This window comes from Paenibacillus xerothermodurans (assembly GCF_002220865.2).
GTDB lineage: Bacteria > Bacillota > Bacilli > Paenibacillales > NBRC-103111 > Paenibacillus_S > Paenibacillus_S xerothermodurans.
This window is the reverse complement of record NZ_NHRJ02000016.1, coordinates 19,600-39,546: the sequence shown is the minus strand read 5'-3', so window position 1 is coordinate 39,546 and position 19,947 is coordinate 19,600. Positions and strand designations below refer to the sequence as shown.

16 protein-coding genes are annotated in these 19,947 nt (G+C 51.0%); 1 reads left to right on the top strand and 15 read right to left on the bottom strand.

The window, feature by feature from the left end:
- Positions 1 to 2: 2 nt before the first annotated feature.
- The 6 genes from CBW46_RS18200 to cymR all read right to left on the bottom strand — a co-directional run bounded on the left by CBW46_RS18200 (position 3) and on the right by cymR (position 4,990).
- Positions 3 to 1,103, bottom strand: a complete 1,101-nt coding sequence (locus tag CBW46_RS18200; RefSeq protein ID WP_089201397.1) for a Fe(3+) ABC transporter substrate-binding protein — start codon at positions 1,101 to 1,103, stop codon at positions 3 to 5.
- Positions 1,104 to 1,270: 167 nt separating this feature from the next.
- Complete coding sequence (locus tag CBW46_RS18195; RefSeq protein WP_089201396.1) at positions 1,271 to 2,341, bottom strand: AI-2E family transporter; 1,071 nt, start codon at positions 2,339 to 2,341, stop codon at positions 1,271 to 1,273.
- Between the two features lie 284 nt (positions 2,342 to 2,625).
- Positions 2,626 to 2,826, bottom strand: a complete 201-nt coding sequence (locus CBW46_RS18190; protein ID WP_089201395.1) for a hypothetical protein — start codon at positions 2,824 to 2,826, stop codon at positions 2,626 to 2,628.
- Positions 2,827 to 2,835: 9 nt separating this feature from the next.
- On the bottom strand, positions 2,836 to 3,357 hold the full coding sequence (locus tag CBW46_RS18185) for a PRC-barrel domain-containing protein (RefSeq protein WP_089201394.1): 522 nt from the start codon (positions 3,355 to 3,357) through the stop codon (positions 2,836 to 2,838).
- Positions 3,358 to 3,408: 51 nt separating this feature from the next.
- A complete protein-coding gene (locus CBW46_RS18180; protein WP_089201393.1) occupies positions 3,409 to 4,554 on the bottom strand; it encodes a cysteine desulfurase family protein in 1,146 nt (381 codons plus the stop codon).
- Positions 4,555 to 4,570: 16 nt separating this feature from the next.
- Complete coding sequence (cymR, locus tag CBW46_RS18175; RefSeq protein WP_089201392.1) at positions 4,571 to 4,990, bottom strand: cysteine metabolism transcriptional regulator CymR; 420 nt, start codon at positions 4,988 to 4,990, stop codon at positions 4,571 to 4,573.
- Between the two features lie 137 nt (positions 4,991 to 5,127).
- Between cymR and mnmA the strand changes: the two genes are divergently transcribed.
- Positions 5,128 to 6,255, top strand: coding sequence for a tRNA 2-thiouridine(34) synthase MnmA (gene mnmA / locus CBW46_RS18170; RefSeq protein ID WP_279386473.1), 1,128 nt, complete (start codon positions 5,128 to 5,130; stop codon positions 6,253 to 6,255).
- Positions 6,256 to 6,408: 153 nt separating this feature from the next.
- Here the strand turns inward: mnmA and CBW46_RS18165 are convergent, their stop codons facing one another.
- The 9 genes from CBW46_RS18165 to CBW46_RS18130 all read right to left on the bottom strand — a co-directional run bounded on the left by CBW46_RS18165 (position 6,409) and on the right by CBW46_RS18130 (position 19,664).
- Positions 6,409 to 7,728 (bottom strand): hemolysin family protein, encoded by a 1,320-nt coding sequence (locus CBW46_RS18165; RefSeq protein WP_089201390.1) that lies wholly within the window; start codon positions 7,726 to 7,728, stop codon positions 6,409 to 6,411.
- 267 nt (positions 7,729 to 7,995) lie between these two features.
- Complete coding sequence (locus tag CBW46_RS18160) at positions 7,996 to 9,321, bottom strand: replication-associated recombination protein A (protein ID WP_089201389.1); 1,326 nt, start codon at positions 9,319 to 9,321, stop codon at positions 7,996 to 7,998.
- 533 nt (positions 9,322 to 9,854) lie between these two features.
- Positions 9,855 to 10,607: a tRNA threonylcarbamoyladenosine dehydratase gene (locus CBW46_RS18155; RefSeq protein WP_089201388.1), complete on the bottom strand. Its 753-nt coding sequence runs from the start codon at positions 10,605 to 10,607 to the stop codon at positions 9,855 to 9,857.
- Between the two features lie 28 nt (positions 10,608 to 10,635).
- Positions 10,636 to 12,414 carry an aspartate--tRNA ligase gene (aspS, locus tag CBW46_RS18150; RefSeq protein WP_089201449.1) on the bottom strand — a complete coding sequence of 593 codons (1,779 nt, stop codon included), beginning with the start codon at positions 12,412 to 12,414 and terminating at the stop codon, positions 10,636 to 10,638.
- A gap of 38 nt (positions 12,415 to 12,452) precedes the next feature.
- Positions 12,453 to 13,718 carry a histidine--tRNA ligase gene (gene hisS / locus CBW46_RS18145; protein ID WP_089201387.1) on the bottom strand — a complete coding sequence of 422 codons (1,266 nt, stop codon included), beginning with the start codon at positions 13,716 to 13,718 and terminating at the stop codon, positions 12,453 to 12,455.
- Positions 13,719 to 14,218: 500 nt separating this feature from the next.
- The gene (locus CBW46_RS18140; RefSeq protein ID WP_089201386.1) at positions 14,219 to 16,186 is read right to left on the bottom strand and encodes an FAD-dependent oxidoreductase; all 1,968 of its coding nucleotides are present in this window, start codon (positions 16,184 to 16,186) and stop codon (positions 14,219 to 14,221) included.
- Between the two features lie 486 nt (positions 16,187 to 16,672).
- Complete coding sequence (locus tag CBW46_RS21435) at positions 16,673 to 16,849, bottom strand: hypothetical protein (protein WP_165842371.1); 177 nt, start codon at positions 16,847 to 16,849, stop codon at positions 16,673 to 16,675.
- 113 nt (positions 16,850 to 16,962) lie between these two features.
- On the bottom strand, positions 16,963 to 17,403 hold the full coding sequence (gene dtd, locus CBW46_RS18135) for a D-aminoacyl-tRNA deacylase (protein WP_089201385.1): 441 nt from the start codon (positions 17,401 to 17,403) through the stop codon (positions 16,963 to 16,965).
- A 71-nt stretch (positions 17,404 to 17,474) separates the two neighbouring features.
- Positions 17,475 to 19,664, bottom strand: a complete 2,190-nt coding sequence (locus CBW46_RS18130; RefSeq protein WP_089201384.1) for a RelA/SpoT family protein — start codon at positions 19,662 to 19,664, stop codon at positions 17,475 to 17,477.
- Between the last annotated feature and the right edge of the window lie 283 nt (positions 19,665 to 19,947).

Here is a 19,947-nt window from a genome sequence, read left to right as displayed (position 1 = left end):
GCTTATTTCCAACCCACTTTATTGAATATTTCTATAGCTTTAGCATTATTGGTTCCCAGTTTGGCAAAGTCAATTTGCTGAGGCTTGAACTCACCCCACTGTGTTAGCAGCTCTGCCTTTGTCGCTGCGGGGTTGACAGGATATTCGAAATTAGCCTTGGATAATTGCGTTTGTGCTTCAGCGCTGGTCAAGTACTCTATCAATTTTACCGCATTTTCTTTGTTTTTACTATCTTTGATAAGCCCTGCGCCACTAATGTTCAAATGAGTGCCTGTTGTCGATTGATTCGGGAAGTGCACGCCGATGCTGTTGCCTACCTTCACTTCTTCCGCATCTTTGGAGTTCAGCAGCAGTCCGACATAATAGGTGTTCATGATACCGACATCGCCTTCGCCCGCTACGATCGCCTTTGCTTGGTCACGGTCGCCGCCTTTCGGTGCGCGCGCCATGTTGGCTGCGACTCCTTTTGCCCATTCCTCAGCTTTCTGCTCACCGTTCAGCTCGATCAAGGATGCGAATAGAGATTGGTTGTACATCACTGTGGAAGAGTTCACCAATAGTTTGCCTTTCCACTTGTCGCTTGCCAGATCTTCGTAGGTCGACAATTGTTCTGGTTTCACGCGGTCTTTAGCATATACAATCACACGAGCACGTGTAGCCAATCCTATCCATTGATTGTCAGTATCACGGTATTGCTTCGGAACATTCTGATCAATAACTGCCGATTGTGCCGGCTGCAGAATACCCGCTTGCTTAGCGTTATTCAGAACACCGCCGTCCACCGTAATGAACAAATCGGCCTCGGTGCTTTCCCCTTCACGTTTGATCCGTTCTATCAGTTCCTCCGCTTTACCTTTAACTACGTTGACCTTAATCCCCGTTTTTTCGGTAAATTGGTTGTACAACGCCTCATCTGCGGCATAATGTCTTGCTGTGTACACGTTAACTACTTGGCTGTTTGCCGCTGCCGGTTGCTCAGGTGTTTTCTCCGCAGTGCCCGCCCCGTTGGACGGCTGAGCCGATTGTCCGCCCGCACATCCACTGAGCAGAGCCAAGCCCATGACGGCACTTATGATAACAGATGAGAACTTGCGATGTTGCATTTCAACCACTCCCGAATTCTTATTTGATAATGATTATCATTCCAGATACTAAATTAACATGCCCGTTTCTGTCTGTCAATACAAACTGACATCTATCCGCTGCCGCATTAGCTGCGCACAACAAAAAAACCTAGCGGAAAGCTGCCGCTAGGCGCGTGGTTCAGCTGTCAAGTAGTTCTGCGATGTACATAGTACATAAAAACATGCTGCAATATCACTTTCATCACTGCGAAAAAGGGGACTGCCAAAATCAGCCCGACAATCCCGCCTAATTCGCCTCCAACGAGCAGAGCGAAAATAATGAGCAGCGGGTGCATTTTCAGTGACCGTCCGACGACCTGAGGCGAGATCACGTTCCCCTCTAAAATTTGGCATATCGTATTCACCAGTGCTACCAACAGCACCATATTCAATGACACAGTCGATGCCATAATAAGCGCTGGCACCGCGCCGAAGAAGGGCCCAACATAGGGAATAATATTAAATACGGCAACCAAACACGCCAAAAGCAGAGCATAGGGCATGCCGATAAGCCAATAACCGATGTATGCCAAAAGTCCGATAATTACGCATACCAGCAGCTGCCCGCGGATGTAATTGCCGAGCGCCGTATCTATATCGATGAGCAGCGTAATCACCTGTTTGCGTTTTACCTTTGGGACGATAGCCAGAGCGGTTTTTTCGATCAACTGGAAATCTTTCAGTATATAAAATGCGAGGAACGGGATGATAAACGCCACGAATATCATGTTAATTGTGGTACCTATGCCGTCGATGTACTTGGAAATAGCCAAGGATATGCCATTTTCCATTTTGGCTAACGACTGATTAATGCCCATTCGCACACTGTCCGGCAAAAATGACAAGCTGTTCAAATTATCAACGAGCGTTTGGGCCCTCATTGCCAGCTGGGGGAGATGTTCATTCAGTTCATCCAACTGGCGCATCAGCATCGGAATCATGTTCATCAGCACCACTGTGGTGGACAAGATGAACACAGCGTAAATCAAGAGCACCGCTACCGTCCTTGGCACCTTTCTTGAATTGAGCAGCGATACCACCGGATTCAGCATGTAAGAAATAATCATTGCAATGATGAAAGGCGCCAATATCTCCACCAAAAAGTCATAAATGGCGGACAACATCGGACTAATCTGCAGCAGCATGAACATGATCAGTAAACCCAACAAAATGTAGACGAGGACATTAAAAAGACGGTTTTTGAAAAACGAGTCCAAACGTATCACCTGCCCATGCGCGATTCCCGCCCAACCTTCCGTTCACCGGCCAAGCTCAAGCTCTCATACAGTATATGTACAAGTTTGCCATCTTAATCCTGCGGGCGGTTTTAACGCAGAGGGGGCATATCCCAGCAGGCATTCTAATATATTTAATGTATAAGCCTCTCGCAGGCACAGGTATTACATTTGGAAAAACGCAAAAAGCCGCATCGTGTCCGGCCTACCCGGTTGTCAGGCAGTTGGAGCCGATGCGACGGCAGTGTGAGTGAATGGAAACTCAGTTAGTTGGCATGAACTTCCTGAGCAATTTCCTCTTCAAAGAATAAATCGTCCAGAGAGCTCAACGTGCCGTCTTCTTCCACTTGGAAAACTGACATTTTCTCTCCATTCACGGTTAACTCGATGAAGCAGCCCCAGCAGTAGAATTGATGGGAGCCGATTTTGCCTATATCTTTAGAGTTGCAATTTGGACAGCGTAGCATTATATCACCCTATTCTTCTTTTTGTATGAAGATCTCTTCTAATGATTCGTGGCAATGAACAGGTACGATTATTGCATCTTCTCCTACCGTCACCGTCTCCGGGAGAGGCAGCCATTTACGCCCGTCCTTTAAATCAGAAATGAAACCCTCGGTCAACTCATATCCTATTACATTTTTACCCATTTCGTGGTCTAGATAAACATCGTCCACCACGCCTAATTGCTGTCCGTTCACGGTCAGCACGGGCATGCCTTTGACCTTGCGGTCGCCATTTAGAAGCGACGTATATTCACGGCTGTCATCGACGTAGCAGATGGCATCCTCATTTTCAATCGTGATGGCATCGTCGCCGAGCGCAATGACATTTTCCCACAATATGCAGTGCGTCGGAGTGAACCAATGCCTAGACTCCAGCAGTACAGCTTCAATGTGCCATTCTTCATCCAGCAAGAGATCTTTGCACGTGCCGACCTGTTTGCCCGTTTCCACACAAATCACCGGCAAACCGATCACATTACGAGCTTTTTTCAACGGAAATGTCCTCCACAAGGCAGCGCTAATTCGTAAAATTCACGCTTAACACTAATTACGTATGCGTTGCACAACGGTTGCAATTTTTTCGACGGCCTTGTCAATTTCCTGCAGGGAATTGCTGGGTCCAAAGCTAAAACGTATCGCTGATCTCGTGATTTCATCCTCCAGTCGCATCGCTTTCAGCACATGTGAGACTTCGAGCGACCCGGCGGTACAGGCGGAACCGCTAGCCGCGGCGATGCCCTCGAGATCTAAATTCATTAGCATAGTTTCGGTAGAAATCCCCGGGAAGCTCACATTCAGTATATGAGGAACCCGCTCGACCGGATGACCGTTGATTACCACTTGCTCACGCCCTAACGCTTGTTGCAGCTTCGCAGCCATTTCACTACGTAGTTTTTCCAATTTTTGTCGTGTTTCATACGTGTTGCGATCTATTATTTGCACGGCCTTTGAGAAGCCCGCTATTGCAGCGGTATTTTCTGTTCCAGCCCGACGTTTGCGTTCTTGATTGCCGCCATACAGCAATGGTTCAAGCTTAACGTGCTTGGCGGCATACAACGCCCCGATTCCCTTCGGACCCTGTATCTTATGCGCGGAAAAGCTCATTAAATCCACCGGCAGCCGGCTTAAATCTATTGGAACATGCCCGAGCGCTTGCACAGCGTCTACATGAAACAGGATGCCTTTGTCTCTGGCCATTAGGCCAATATCGTCAATCGGCTGTATGGTACCTACTTCGTTGTTGGCGTACATGGTGCTAATCAATATCGTGTCGGGACGTATAGCTTGCTGCACGTGCTCCAGCTTGATCCGCCCGGTTTTATCAACAGGCAGATAAGTCACTTCATACCCGCGTTTCTCGAGTTGCTCACACGCGTGCAGAACCGCATGATGTTCAATTTGGGAAGTGATGATGTGTTTGCCTTTGTGGGATCCAGCTGCGGCGGCGCCAAACAGCGCCATGTTGTCGCTCTCGGTTCCCCCACTGGTGAAAATAAGCTCATTCGGTGTGCAACCAATAAACTGTGATATCGTTTCCCGAGCATGGAGGGTAGCCGCACGCGCTTGTCTGCCGGAACCATGCGTGCTGGAGGCATTGCCGTAAACCGTGGTGAAATAGGGAAGCATAGCTTGCAGAACTTCCGGATGGACCGGTGTCGTAGCAGCATGATCGAAGTAGATGTCTGTCATAGTGACTCCCATTAATTTAAATGTAGAACATGTAGCTGTCCTGTTGACCTTGATCCTGAAAGCTGATTAAATCTTTGAGCGTGGTCGAATCCAGCACCGCCGCTATACTGTCACGAATTCGCATCCACAAATCGCGTTTGGCAGGATCGTCTTCTTCCGTAAAATCGACCGGACTGATTGGCCCTTCCAGAACGCGAATCACATCACCGGCCGATATTTGCTCCGGCAGCTGCGATAGAATATATCCTCCGTAAGCGCCGCGAATACTTTTGACCAATCCGGCATTACGAAGGGGAGCAACCAGCTGTTCCAGATAATGCTCCGAGAGCTGATGTTTTTCAGCGATACTTTTTAGAGAGGTGGGGCCTTCTCCGTATCTGGTTGCCAATTCCATCATGATGGTTAATCCGTAGCGGCCTTTGGTAGAGATTTTCAAGAAAAGCACCTCGTTTACATTTCATACATTTGTATATTGTTTCTATGTTATCATAAAACATTGTATCTTGGGAGAAAAGCAGTGGCATAATATCAAAATATTTTATTATTGCGGAAACCGTAGTATAATAAAGAGATATGTACACTACATGTACACTAAAGAAAGAGGTAATCAACATGAGCAAACCAAAACGCGTCGTACTAGGTATGTCCGGCGGGGTTGATTCCTCCGTGTCTGCACTCTTGCTGCAGCAGCAAGGGTATGAGGTCATCGGTGTGTTCATGAAAAACTGGGATGACACCGACGAGTTCGGCCATTGCACAGCGGAAGATGATGCGGAAGATGTGCGCAGAGTATGCGACCAACTCGGCATTCCTTATTATACGGTAAATTTTGAGAAACAATACATGGACAAGGTTTTTCAGTATTTTTTGGACGAATACCGCAAAGGGCGTACGCCTAATCCCGATGTAATGTGCAATCGCGAAATTAAATTCGGTGAATTTCTGAATAAAGCGTTGGAGCTCGGGGCGGATTACATTGCCACAGGGCATTACGCGCAAGTAGACGAAGTGGACGGGAAGTTCAGGCTGCGCCGCGGCGTGGATAACAACAAGGATCAAACTTACTTCCTCCACGCACTGAATCAATATCAGCTGTCGAAGGCCATGTTCCCTATCGGCCATCTGCCAAAGCCCGAGGTACGCGCCATCGCGGAGAACGCAGGCCTGGCCACGGCGAAGAAGAAAGACAGTACTGGCGTCTGCTTTATAGGCGAGCGTAACTTCAAGGAATTTCTAAGTGGCTACCTGCCTGCAAAGCCGGGTGAGATGAGGACTGTAGACGGCGAACTGAAAGGCCGTCACGACGGCCTGATGTATTACACGCTTGGGCAGCGCCAAGGCCTCGGCATTGGCGGCGCGGGCAACGGTGAGCCATGGTTCGTTGCAGACAAGGATCTAAAGAACAACATACTTTACGTGGTTCAGGGGGACAAGCATCCGCGTCTTTATTCGAAGGGCTTGACCGCAACCGATGTGAATTGGATTAGCGGAAATCTACCGAAGGAACCATTACACTGCACTGCCAAGTTCCGTTACCGACAGCCTGATCAAGGGGTCACGGTCACGTTTGACGAAGCGAGTGGCACTTGTCAAGTTACATTCGATGAGCCGCAAAAAGCGATCACTCCAGGACAATCTGTCGTATTTTACGATGGCGAGGTTTGTCTTGGCGGTGCGACAATCGACACAGTTATCAGATAAGCCAATAGCTGCCGGTGAGCTGAGTAAAGGGCCAATCAGATACGCCCAACACTTGCCGCGCAATGCAATGCGCTCACAGCCAAATACTAACTGCAACGCAAAAAACCATCCTTCGCTGCAGCGAATGGATGGTTTTTTTTGTTTGCTCGAACGCTATACGCTGATTGACTCAACCATAGGCAGCTCGACTTTTTCGCCGAGCTTCTTCACCAGAATGCGCGATATACGCAGCTGATCCGTCTCAATGATAATGAATTCGAACTTGCCGTCATAATTGATACGCTGGTGCTTCTTCGGCGGTATTTCGACCTGCGAGTAAACCCACCCACCGATCGTATCGTAGTCATCGGACTCAATCTCGAACCCGAAATAGCTGTTGACCTCCTCAATCAACATCCTACCGTCAATGGAATGCGTATTCTCGTCCTTCTTCTCTATCTGCGGGCGCTCTTCGTCGAACTCATCCTGCACCTCGCCGACTATCTCTTCGATGATGTCTTCGAAAGTGACCAGGCCTGACGTACCGCCGAATTCATCGATCAGCAGCGCCATTTGCGTTTTCTTCTTTTGCATGAGCTTCAGCAATGCGCTAATTTGCATCGATTCGGGCACTTTCGTGATCGGACGAATGATGCTATTGATATCGTCTACCCCGCGGTCGGATTTTAACAGGTCTTTGATATGAACGAAACCGATGATGTTATCCTTATCCGGATCGCAAACGGGATAACGGGTATGCATTTCGGTGACAGCGATCACACGATTTTCTTCGTAAGACATATTGGAATAAAGGCACACCATATCTGTTCTCGGAATCATAATTTCTCGTGCGTTCGTTTCAGTAAAATCAAATATATTGTCCATCAATGTCAATTCAGTATTATCAATAAGTCCGCTTTTGTTGCTTTCTTTCATCAGCACGCGAATTTCCTCTTCGGTGTGAGCCTCGATGTGTTCATCAGCGGGCTCGATCCCCGCCTTTCGTAGCAGCCAGTTGGAGGCGCCGTTCAAGAACCAAATAAACGGATACATCGTTTTGTAAAAAAGTATTAACGGTCCCGACGACAGCAGAGTAACTTTTTCAGACATACGAATCGCGTATGTTTTAGGAAACTGCTCGCCAAGCGTGATGTGAAAGGTGGTTATCAGACTAAAGGCGATCACAAACGAGATTGTATGGATGATCGCTTCAGGCAATTGTAGCGGCTGCAGCACCGGCTTAAGCAGTTCAGCAATTGCGGGTTCACCAAGCCAACCGAGTCCCAAGGATGCTAACGTAATGCCCAACTGGCAGGCTGACAAGTAAGCATTCATGTTGCCCATGATCGTTTTGGCGAATTTGGCGTTACGGTTTCCTTCCTGCGCCAGCATGTCGATACGGCTGTTGCGGACTTTGACCATGGCAAACTCGGCTGCCACGAAAAAACCGTTCAATAACACCAAAAACAACACTAAACTTAAATTCAAAAGCATCGGTAACGGGTCACTATCCAATTAATTTCCTATTCGCCTCAGGTAGAAGTGAATAGGGTACACCTCCCTTAGGTTTCCAATTTTGTTGACTTCGGTAAAAAGTCAGACTAATTAGTATATTATATATGAATTATATATTAATAAGTTATACAGTCAAATTGAGGTCTATGCATAAAAATACGGTTGCCGGGGCAAAAAAGCATGAACCATTCGAGATAAACGGCGAAAAAAGCCTAAATTAGACGAAAAATGAACCAACTTGACTCGTTAAGCCTTGGCCTGCCGCCCCTGCTTCCTTCTGCGCGCTTGATTTTGCGCGATTTTCTCCTCCATGCCCTGCTCCGTCGCTTCATAAAAATATTTTCCCTTCAAGCGCTCCGGAAGGTAATTCTGCTCCACATAATGCCCAGGAAAATTGTGAGGATACAAATAGCCGGTATGCCCGAGTTTTTCCGCGCCTTTATAGTGCGCATCACGCAAATGCAACGGTACCTCGGCGGCACCGAGCATGTCGAGCGCCCCCATCACGTTTCCGATTGCTGTTGGGATGGCGTTGGATTTGGGGCTTTCGACGGCGAACAGAATGGCCTGGGCGATGACGTACTTGGACTCCGGCCAGCCAATCTTATGATACGCATCCATCGCCGTCACCGATTGGACCATGGCTTGGGGATTCGCCAGGCCGATATCTTCGCTGCAGGCGACAATCAGCCGCCGCAGGAAGGTCATTGGATCCATGCCGAGCTTCTCGACGGCATAAAGGAACCAAAGCAGCGCGGCGTCGCTCGAGCCGCGAATGCTTTTGTGAAAGGCCGACAAGACGTCATACTGCGTCGACTCGTCGGCTTTCACTGTAGGTCGCCGGATCGACTCTTCGGCGACCTCCAGCGTGACGCGCACCACCCCGTCGGCATCGGGCGGGGTGGTAAGCGCGGCGAGCTCGAGCGCATTGAGCGCGCGGCGGATATCTCCGCCGGCCATGCGTGCGATATGCGCGAGAGCTTCGTCCGCGGCCTGCAGCGGCAGCTGCCCGAGGCCGCGGTCGCGGTCGGTGAGCGCGCGGCGCAAGGCCGTGAGCGAATGCTCGTGCGTGAGCGCGTGCAGCTCGAAGAGCGTTGAGCGCGAGAGGAGCGCCCCGTTCACGTGGTGGAACGGGTTCTCAGTCGTTGCTCCTATAAACACGATGATCCCTTGCTCCACAGCTGGCAGCAGCGCATCCTGCCTCGACGTGTTGAACCGGTGCACCTCGTCAAGAAATAAAATTGTCTTGCGGCCATACAGCTCTTTGTTATTTTTCGCTTGCTCAATCACTTCCCGGACATCCTTGACGGTTGCGTCAACCGCGTTGAGCTTCACGTATTCCCCTTGAGTAGCACGGGAAATAATGTTTGCCAACGTTGTCTTTCCCGTGCCCGGAGGCCCATAAAGCAGGATGGAGCTGACTTGATCAGCCTCGATCGCCCGGCGGAGAAGTCTGCCTCGCCCGACAATATGCTCTTGTCCGATATACTCATCCAGTGTAGCCGGCCGCATCCGATCGGCGAGCAGTTTACCCTGCCCGCTCTGTTCGGCGGCCAATGAAAATAAGTCCATCTTATATTCACAACCTCTGTTGTTATTAGTAGGGTTAGGGATAATTTCAGATGCAGCGCATCTGTATGAGAAGCTACAATGCTATGTCTATTATAAATTACATTGACTGCGTTAACAAAGCTTGACCATGCCATGGCGAGCGTGCGTTTAGGGCACTAACGTGAGCGCTGTGCTGGTGCTGCGCGGGAACTGGCGCACGTGAGAAACACGCCGTATTCAGCATTGCTTAGCGAACAGCGCTGCCCACTGTCTTTAGCAAAAAAGCATGCCTGACGAAGCGGTGAGCTTCGTCAGGCATGCTGTAGTGAACATCTGCCAATCGGCTTTGCCATTAGCTTACGTTGTTAATTGGAGGTTTCACATTTTGGACGCCATGCCAGCCTCAGCAACATGGGCCTCACCAGCTGATCGTGCCTGGACACAGCCAAATTCGGTTTGCTCCAGTGATCCTGCGCTACCCACAGCCGAGTTCGCTGTGCTTCCCGTTGATCCCTTCATCGCCTGTAAGCGGCTGTTCCCCTCTCTTTACCGGCTCAACGCAGGTCTGCTTTCTCGAGCAGGTCCTTGACCACGACGCTAACCATGATTAGGCCGGCAACCGGCGGAACGAAGGCGTTGCTGGCAGGAGGCTGCTGCGCCTTGCGGATTTCCGGAGCATTGTCCGGTACGATTCGCTGGGTGACATCTTCACGCGGCTTGAGCGGCTGCTCCGTGGAAAAAACAACCTTCACGCCTTTCTTGATGCCTTCCTTGCGCAGCTTGTGCCGAATGACACGGGCGAGCGGGTCCATCGTCGTTTTGGAGATATCCGCGACCTGAAACTTTGTGGGATCCATTTTATTCGCAGCGCCCATACTGGAAATTACCGGTATCTTACGCTCCAAGCACTGCTTGATCAAATGTATTTTATAGCTGATCGTATCCGATGCGTCAATAACGTAATCCAGAGGGTATTCAAACACCTGCTCATAAGTTTCCTCCGTGTAAAACATACGTAGTGCAGCGACATCACAGTCTGGGTTGATCTGTAAAATACGATCCCGCATCAAGTCCACTTTCGGCTGCCCGACTGTGGTCGTCAGCGCCTGTATCTGCCGGTTGACGTTGGTGATATCTACGACATCCTTATCGATCAAAACCAGGCGGCCTACGCCCGTACGGGCTAAAGCTTCCGACGCGATCGAGCCTACACCGCCGACACCGAGCACGGCGACGCAGCTGTTACGCATCACATCCAGCCCCTCGGGGCCGATCGCAAGCTCTGTTCTCGAAAATTGGTGCAGCATGGCGCTGACCTCCTTCGCTTGAACTCTTTTATGACTTCGTATTTTGTGGCTTGATCGCCACACGGATAGACAACTGTTCCAACTGTTTCTCATCGACTGGGCTTGGTGCGTCGGTGAGCAGATCCGTAGCGCTCGCCGTTTTTGGGAATGCGATAGTCTCACGCAGGTTGCTGCGCTGTGTGATCAGCATCACCAGACGGTCGAAACCGAATGCGATACCGCCGTGAGGAGGTGTGCCATATTCGAAAGCATCCAGCAGGAAGCCGAACTTCTCCTGTGCTTCTTCCATAGAGAAACCAAGCGCCTTAAACATTTGTTCCTGCACCTCGCGCTTGTAAATCCGCATGGAGCCGCCGCCCACTTCATAACCATTAAGAACGAGGTCATACGCTTGTGCGCGAATTTTACCAGGATCAGTATCAAAGTAATGCACATCCTCTTCGTTAGGACGGGTGAACGGATGGTGCTCGGCAACATATCGTTTCTGTTCCTCGTCATATCCGAGAAGCGGGAAGTCTACGACCCACGCAAATTTATACTCATTCTCGTCGATCAGCCCCAACTCACGCCCGATTTTCAAACGCAGGTTGCCAAGCACATCGGCCACTACCTTTTTCGTGTCAGCGGAGAACAACAGCAGGTCGCCCTCTTCCGCGCCAAGACGCTCCTTCAGGGCCTCGAGTTCCTGTTCCGTGAAGAACTTCACGATCGGACCTTTCATTTCGCCGTCTTTCAGCACTACCCATGCCAAGCCTTTCGCGCCATAGCGTCCTGCGAACACACCCAGCTCGTCGATTTCCTTACGACTCCAGCTGCCGCAGCCTTTTGCATTGAGCGCTTTAACCTGTCCGCCTTTTTCGATAACGCTCGCGAACACTTTTACTCCTGAGTTGGCCACGATATCCGACACATCCTGCAGCTCCAGTCCGAATCGCAGATCCGGCTTGTCTGAACCGTATTTGCCCATTGCGTCAGCGTAGCTGATCCGTTGGAACGGACGTGGGATTTCTCGGCCCGTGGTCACTTTAAACAGTTCTACAATCAGCTCTTCCATCAGGTCAAGCAGCTGATCCTGCGACAAGAAAGAAGTCTCGATATCCACCTGCGTGAACTCCGGTTGTCGGTCAGCCCGCAGATCTTCGTCGCGGAAGCAGCGTGCGATTTGGTAATAGCGCTCTACACCACTAACCATCAACAGCTGTTTAAAAATTTGCGGCGATTGGGGCAGTGCGAAGAACTCACCCGGATGCACACGGCTTGGTACGAGATAGTCACGCGCGCCTTCCGGTGTGCTTTTGGTCAAAATCGGCGTTTCCACCTCAAGGAATCCGTTCGCGTCAAGGAAGTCACGGAATACTTTGGCCGCCTTAGAGCGCACTGCAAGCGTACGCTGCATCTCCGGCCGGCGCAGGTCGAGGTAGCGGTATTTCAAACGGAGCGATTCGTCGATCTCGATGCCGTCCTCAATGAAGAAAGGCGGGTTTTTCGCCGGGTTCATAATTTCGATCTGAGTCACCTGGACTTCAATCTCGCCAGTTTCCAAGTTTGGGTTTACCGTAGCGGGATCGCGTTCAACTACTTTTCCACTGACAGCCAGCACGTATTCGTTGCGTGCACGATCTGCCACAGTAAGTGCGTCGCCCGAAAAATCGGGGTTGAACACCGTTTGTACCAGGCCGCTGCGGTCGCGCAAATCGATAAACAATACGCCGCCCAGATCGCGTCTTCTTTGTACCCAACCGTTGAGTACAACCGTTTCTCCTACATTTTCTTTTGTCAGCGACCCGCAATGGTGTGTTTTTAACATCATGATTTCATCTACCTCCATATATTGATTAACCGTATTTATTTGTTTTGCTCCTTCATCCGGGCCAATGCTGAAACAAGCTCATCCAGACGTACCGTGTGCTGCTCTCCGGTGGCCATCGCCTTTACGGTAATTCCCCCTTTGGTGAGCTCGTCATCGCCTAGAATAGCGACATAGGCCGCGTGAAAACGGTCAGCGGACTTCATTTGCGCTTTGATTTTGCGGCCGAGGTAATCCTTCTCCGCCCTGAAGCCTGCCAGACGCAGCTGCTGCAGCTGTTTGGTCACTTCCTTCTCCGCCTCTGCACCAAGTCCGATCAAGTAGACGTCGAGCGGTTTCGTGGTCGGAAGCTCCACACCTTGGGCCTGCAGGATCAGCAGCGTACGCTCCAAGCCTAGACCGAGGCCCACGCCCGGCTGGTCATGCCCGCCGATTTGGCCCACTAGTCCATTGTAGCGGCCCCCGCCACCGATCGTGTCGATCGCGCCGATACCTGCCGCCTTGTACTCAAAGGCGGTATGAGTATAGTAGTCGAGCCCCCGAACCAGACGTGGATTGATACGGAATGGAATATGCATCGCAGCCAAATAATCCTGTACCGCTTGAAAATGCACTGTGCATTCCTCATCCAAATATTCCAGTATCGTCGGCGCGCCCTCGCCGTACTTCTGGTCCACCTTGCAGTCCAGTATACGCATTGGATTGCGGTCAAAGCGGGACTGGCAATCCTTACACAGCTGCTCTTTGATGGGCGCAAAAAACTCCTGTATTTTCCCCCGGTATACCTCGCGGCAAGCAGGGTTGCCAACGGAATTGATTTCTACGGTTACGTCCTTCAATCCGAGCTCCGTGTAAAATGTATAGCCAAGTGCGATGACTTCCGCATCGATGCTAGGATCGACTGCGCCGAACGCTTCCACACCGAATTGGTGCAGTTGGCGGTAGCGCCCCGCCTGAGGCTGTTCATAGCGGAACATAGGGCCGATGTAGTACAGTTTGCTTACATCAGGCTCTCCGTACAGTTTGTTTTCCACATAAGCGCGAACGACACCGGCGGTTCCTTCCGGCCGAAGGGAGATACTGCGGTCGCCTTTGTCCAGGAAGGTGTACATTTCCTTCTCCACGATATCCGTTGTTTCTCCGACACCACGCTGAAAGAGCTCGGTATGTTCGAAGATCGGGGTGCGGATTTCACGGTAATTAAACCTTTCGCACAGCTCCCGCGCCTTCGCTTCAATGTACTGCCATTTCTCAACCTCGCCGGGCAGTAAATCCTGTGTTCCTTTCGGCTTCTGAATACTCATCTATTTCGACTCCTTTCGCTGTTTGCTAAAGCAGTTCAAAGGGATGATCATACAAAAAAATCCCCCGCCCCTGACGATCTGTCAGGGACGAGAGATTATTATACGTTCTCCCGCGGTACCACCCACGTTTTTGCCTCTTAGCTCCGCGCCGCTTGTCACCGCTCATGGCGTAGCATTAGATGCACACTCAAGCGGTTAACGCCCGCGTCACGCAGAGCAGCTACTGCACCGGCCGCTAGCCGGTGGTTCCCCGCCTGTCCTCCGGGAGGTCTGTTCGTTCGGTTCGCATAAGGAAGCTTGCAGCCCAGGGCTTCCCTCTCTGATTACGCAAAAGCTCGAAGTACTTGTTCCCATCGACGGATCCGTAATTCATTACAATAAATTATATTGTACTATCGATTTCTGTGAAAGTCAAGTGTGACGTCTGGCGGGCCGCATCAGCCAGCTGTGCACTTTCCCCGCTTCTTATGTAATGGATGGAAGGATAATTGAAGCCATGTTTATTTAGCCGGTGCCAATTGACGAAACAGGTCATGAATCAGCATGTAAGTATCACCGTTGGTCAACTTTTTCTGATCAGCGATACCGTCCACCGTTGCTTGTGTCAGGTAGCCGTTTGACTTCAACTTATTCACAGCATCGCCTGCCGCTTGGCCTGTGTTTAGTTTCAATAGTGCCGCGACCATTTGTGCCGCAGTGTCCAAGGAGACCGGCTGTTTTTCCGGCTGATTCACCTTGGCGATGACGGCTGATGGACTACCGGCGAGCATTGCAGGATTGAATTTACGCAAGATTTCCAGTTGATTAGCCAATCGCTTTTGATTTGAAGCGTCGTCCAATGCGTACTCGTTCTTGTACGCCCCTGCGGCCAACCCTAGGCTGACCGCTGTCTTCAACCCTTGATATGATTTGTGCTGCATGTAAGGTTTGGGGTCCAATTTATATGGCTTCAAATCCATACCCTGCTTGTTGAGCTGCTCTTGCAGCTGAGCTATCGTTTCCTTGGAGGCAGCCATCTGCCGGAACGTCATGTTGTGCTGGCTCGCGATCTTCACCGCAGCGCCCGCCGCTTCTCCTTCAGCCATGCCAACCGGCACAACGCGCGCGCTGCCGTGAGGCAGTGTGTCATAGCTTGCTGCTCTGCCCACGACTAGGAGCCCGTCCACCTTGAGAGGCACTATGCTGCGGAAAGGAATGGCGTATTTGTCCGGATCCATCACGACAACTCCATTGTCAGCGGGGGTTACGCGTTGAATGTCCACCGGATATCCGCCGAAAGCAATACGGTCCCAGTGGTCCCGGTTTTCCAACAAATCGATAATCGACAGCCGATACTCACCTATAATGTGACGAGACTCGCGAACATACAGCTCCGGTGCGACGCCGGCAAGTTCTACTCCCTCAAAATCCGGGTACTGCTGTTTCAAATATGCGAGAATATGCGGCAGCTCATCCTTTGCAATTTGGATTGCTTCCTCGCGGGATTTTGGATCGAACGGGTCCACGTCGAATATTTGCAGCGCGTTCACCAACATCGTGTTGTCGTTCAGACGGCCGCCATTCAATCCGCGCATTTTTACTCGCTCTCTGTTCACCGCGGGATAGTGCTGCATCTTCACTAAGCCCCACAGGCTGCGCTCGTTCACCCCATAGCTGCCCCGCCCTTTATCTTCTGCAGCCACTATCTTAGCGAACTTCTCCCACCGTTCTGGCGTGATGTTACTTAATCGGAACACCGCCGTTACCGCCATGCGGCTGTTGGGATCGCCCAAATCTTCACGGCCTCTGGTGTAGGGGACGCCTGTGGCTGCGGCAATATCACCGTCTTGCGTTGCATCAATGACTGCCTTCGCTTGAACGATTTGCCTGCCGCCATCGGATTTGGTGATCGCAAGCCCGGTGATCTTTTTCGAGCCGGCGCCGGTCGAGGCTGCATCAGCCAACTGCGGTTCAATATTCTTCGCGTGCATGAGAAGATCAATGTTCTTTTCTTTGGCAACCATGTCGTAAAAAGCATTCGCTGCAGTTGTTACATCGAAAGAATCCCCTTCTATTTTCGCATACCATTCCGTGAAAATACCTTTATTCATAATTTCATTGTGCAGCAAACCGGACGCAGGCTCGTAGTTCATGTCTAGGCTGTTCAACCAGCCCTCCGTGAGCAGCCCGCCCAGCGCTTTGCGGTCACGGGATTCCACGAACAGCGTCTTCATACCGTTACGTGCTGCCGAAATCGCCGCTGCAATCCCTTCCGGGTCTGTTCCTACTACGATTACGTCGTAACTATCTTTTATTTCTTTGGTTGACTTCACTTCCATCAATGTTTGCACTTGTCCCGGTCCGCTGGATTGCGCTTGATCTGCGGCATAAGCATACACCGCCCAGCCGGCGGCAGCTATCAATACTAGCGCTGCAGTTACCAACAGCCATCCCTTTTTATTTCCAGTCGAATAACCTGCTCTTCCCATGCTACACCCCATAAACTTTTGTTTTTTCCATCCTGCAGTATATAGTATGTTTTGGCAAAACAAAATCCGACGCATGTCCCACATTGGGATTGCGGCTCTGTATGTACAGTTGATTCAACGCTGGGCATGAGCTGATCGGTTGCTGTCGTCTGCCCATCTCATGTCGCCGCGGATGGAGTGAAGCGTTTTCCCTCACACCGCGTGAACCTGGTCAAAAGCATTCTGCATATGCGACACTTATCGCCATATGCGCGTTCAAGCCGTTGTGTTCAATATGTCTCTTCATATACGACCTCCAGTGCTGTGGAAACTAAATTTAGTGTACCATAGCCGCCTTACGGAGAAAACGTCGAAAAAACGAAAAAGACCTTACGGCGTGCGCTTCCATCCGAAGGTCGTTGGCCTTGCCATATTTATCTGGGCCCTGTAGCATTGCTGGCGGTCCTAATTCGCCGAGGGCCCAGCCCGTCACGGGGCCCGGCGTCTCTAGCGCAACGTTTTGCGCGGCTGCCGTCGCAACTGTTCGCTCACAGAGGCGGGATCGGCGGAAAGCTCATTGCCTTGCAGGGACGCAGCGATCATGCCTACCGATTCCGCCACACTGCAGGATAACAGCTGCTGCTCCGGCAGGGTAGCCAGTTGTTCTTTGCCGGATTGCTGCATAACAAATAAGCTCCTTATCTTGGTGTGCAGGATAATGCTTATTGTTGCCCATTCGGCAGCGATCTAACCAATGGTACCACTTAGGCAGCCGTTGACATAGGGCTGTAACGCGTTTATCTGCTGTCAATTATCAACGTTACCGGTCCGTCATTGACCAGTGCCACTTCCATCATGGCTCCGAACATTCCTGTTTCGACTTGGAGCCCGTGCTCCCGCAGCAGTTCGTTGAACCGCTCGTACAAGGGCTTCGCTTGCTCCGGACGGGCCGCAGCCATGAAGTTGGGTCGCTTGCCTTTGCGGCAGTCGCCGTACAGAGTGAACTGGGACACCGACAGAATTTGGCCTGCGGTTTCAACGACGGATAAGTTCATTTTGCCTGTTTCGTCCTCGAAAATGCGCAAACCTGCAATCTTGTCCGCCACATATTTGGCATCCTGTTCAGTGTCTTCATGAGTCACTCCAACCAGCAGTACCAGCCCATGCTGGATATGCCCGGTCGTCGTACCTTCTACCGTTACGTGTGCCTCTTTGCTCCGCTGCACCACAACTCGCATGTATTGTTACCCTCTGTTTCTGTAATTTCGGGATGTTTCATCAACCCGGCACGCTGTTGTATCCGCGTGTCTTATGACTGCATGATGCGCTGCACCGAATAAACATCCTTGACGCGCTTGATTTTTTCGACCACCGAATGCAGATGCTCGATATTACGTATCAGAATCGTCATATGAATGACGGCCATCTTGTTTTTGTCGGAGCGGCCGGACACAGCAGACATGATCGTCTTGCTCTCAGAGACGGCCTGAAGCACTTCGTTCAACAGCGCACGGCGGTCATGCCCCGTGATCTCAATTTCCACATTATAGTTCGCCTCAACGGAGTCAGCCCATTCCACCTCAATCATGCGATCCAGCTCGTCCCCCGAGTCTCCGGTAGGAATGTTCGTGCAATCGGAACGATGAACGGATACGCCTCTGCCCCGGGTGATATACCCTACTATCGCATCCCCTGGCACCGGATTGCAGCAGCGCGCGAAACGAACGAGCAGGTTGTCCACTCCTTTCACGCGAACACCGTGCGTGGGACGACCCTTCCGCTCAACCGGAGTCTTCACATCCTTCACGTCCGATGTCAGCTGCATCGCTTGGATCTGAGCTTCTTCAGCCTCCTTGCGCATCTTCTCGGTTAGCTTCGTGACAATCTGAGCGGCTGTGATTCCCCCGAAGCCGACCGCGGAAAACATATCCTCCACCTCATGAAAGTTAAACTTCTTGGCAGCTTCAGCCAACTCGTCGTCCTTCATCAGAGTATGGGGCTCAATGCCCAGCCGCTTCAGTTCCCGCTCGATCGCATCCTTACCTTTTTCGACATTTTCCTCGCGTTTTTCCTTTTTGAACCACTGGCGGATCTTGCTTCTCGCATGCGAAGATTGGGCGAGCTTAATCCAATCCTGGCTCGGACCGTAGGAGTGCTTGGACGTGAGAATCTCTACGATGTCTCCCGTTTTGAGGCGGTGATCCAGCGGCACGATTCTGCCATTCACCTTCGCACCAATGGTACGGTTGCCGACTTCCGTATGGATTCGATACGCGAAGTCAAGCGGCACCGACCCTGCTGGCAGCTCAATCACTTCACCCTTTGGTGTGAACACAAATACCAGATCGGAGAAAAAGTCCATTTTCAACGATTCCACGAACTCCGAGGCATTCTCCGCATCCTCCTGCAGCTCGAGAATCTCGCGGAACCAGCTCATTTTCTCGTCAAAATTGCCGGATGGCACGGCGCTGCCCTCTTTGTAAGCCCAGTGCGCCGCTATACCATACTCGGACGTTTTGTGCATCTCATAGGTGCGGATTTGCACCTCCAACGGCTCTCCTTTAGGCCCAATGACTGTCGTGTGCAGAGACTGATACATGTTCGGCTTCGGCATAGCGATGTAGTCCTTGAACCGGCCCGGCATAGGCTTCCACAGCGTGTGAATGATGCCCAAAGTCGCATAGCAATCCTTGATGTTCTCGACGATGATGCGAAGCGCCAACAGATCGTAAATCTCGTTGAACTGCTTGTTCCGTGCGGTCATTTTCTTATAAATGCTGTATATATGCTTCGGCCGTCCAGAGATATCTGCTTCCGTCCCCATCTCCGCCAGCTTTTCGCGAACATGCGTGATCACGTCCTGGATGTATTTCTCCCGCTCCGTGCGTTTCTTCTGCATCAAGTTAACGATCCGATAGTACTGCTGTGGGTTTAAATACCTAAGAGCGATGTCTTCCATCTCCCACTTGATTGCGGACATACCCAAGCGGTGTGCGATAGGGCAGAAGATTTCCAGCGTCTCATCCGCGATACGCCGTTGAGCATCTTCCGATTGATGCTTCAAAGTGCGCATATTATGCAAACGATCGGCCAGCTTGATTAAAATGACACGAATATCCTGGGCCATCGCAACGAACATTTTACGGTAGTTTTCGTTCTGGTGCTCTACTTTGCTTTTAAACTTGATTTTTTCCAGTTTGGTCAAACCATCTACCAGCATGGCACAGGTTTTTCCAAATTTCTCATGCACGGTTTCCAGGGAAACCGTTGTATCCTCGACAACATCGTGCAGCAGTGCAGCAATGATCGAAGTCGTATCCATCTGCATGTTCACCAGAATCTCAGCCACTGCCAACGGATGCAATATATAAGGTTCGCCGGATTTGCGAACCTGGCCTGCATGTGCCTGTTCGGCGAACTCATACGCTTCTCTTATACGCTTCAGATCATTTTCTTTTATAAAGCTTGACGCCTTGTCAAGAAGCTGATCTATCCCCATTCGTTTATCCATTCCCTTAATTCGATTTTTATCCATTATGCCTTTGAAATAGGCCTGACGTCAACTTATTTGCTCTATTTCGACATTTTTGTCGGGGCAACCCCATGAACGCGCTTGATTCCAAAGTCCGACCGGTAGGTCGGCCTGTCTGCCCCAAGTTGCAGCGTATAACGGATGGCTATCGGAAAGCCGATAAACTCCCAGCCGGCTCCCGCGGCGGTCCCGGCACGCGTCGTTGGTCATCAGCCAGTTGATATGAAGTATCGCCGTGACCGGGAGGGTT

Bases quoted from the DNA above. Each gene is read 5' to 3' on its own strand.
- CBW46_RS18200 (WP_089201397.1), bottom strand. From the start codon at position 1,103: ATGCAACATCGCAAGTTCTCATCTGTTATCATAAGTGCCGTCATGGGC.
- CBW46_RS18190 (WP_089201395.1), bottom strand. From the start codon at position 2,826: ATGCTACGCTGTCCAAATTGCAACTCTAAAGATATAGGCAAAATCGGC.
- CBW46_RS18180 (WP_089201393.1), bottom strand. From the start codon at position 4,554: ATGACAGACATCTACTTCGATCATGCTGCTACGACACCGGTCCATCCG.
- mnmA (WP_279386473.1), top strand. From the start codon at position 5,128: ATGTACACTACATGTACACTAAAGAAAGAGGTAATCAACATGAGCAAA.
- CBW46_RS18165 (WP_089201390.1), bottom strand. From the start codon at position 7,728: ATGCTTTTGAATTTAAGTTTAGTGTTGTTTTTGGTGTTATTGAACGGT.
- CBW46_RS18160 (WP_089201389.1), bottom strand. From the start codon at position 9,321: ATGGACTTATTTTCATTGGCCGCCGAACAGAGCGGGCAGGGTAAACTG.
- CBW46_RS18155 (WP_089201388.1), bottom strand. From the start codon at position 10,607: ATGCTGCACCAATTTTCGAGAACAGAGCTTGCGATCGGCCCCGAGGGG.
- aspS (WP_089201449.1), bottom strand. From the start codon at position 12,414: ATGTTAAAAACACACCATTGCGGGTCGCTGACAAAAGAAAATGTAGGA.
- hisS (WP_089201387.1), bottom strand. From the start codon at position 13,718: ATGAGTATTCAGAAGCCGAAAGGAACACAGGATTTACTGCCCGGCGAG.
- CBW46_RS18140 (WP_089201386.1), bottom strand. From the start codon at position 16,186: ATGGGAAGAGCAGGTTATTCGACTGGAAATAAAAAGGGATGGCTGTTG.
- CBW46_RS21435 (WP_165842371.1), bottom strand. From the start codon at position 16,849: ATGCAGCAATCCGGCAAAGAACAACTGGCTACCCTGCCGGAGCAGCAG.
- dtd (WP_089201385.1), bottom strand. From the start codon at position 17,403: ATGCGAGTTGTGGTGCAGCGGAGCAAAGAGGCACACGTAACGGTAGAA.
- CBW46_RS18130 (WP_089201384.1), bottom strand. From the start codon at position 19,664: ATGGGGATAGATCAGCTTCTTGACAAGGCGTCAAGCTTTATAAAAGAA.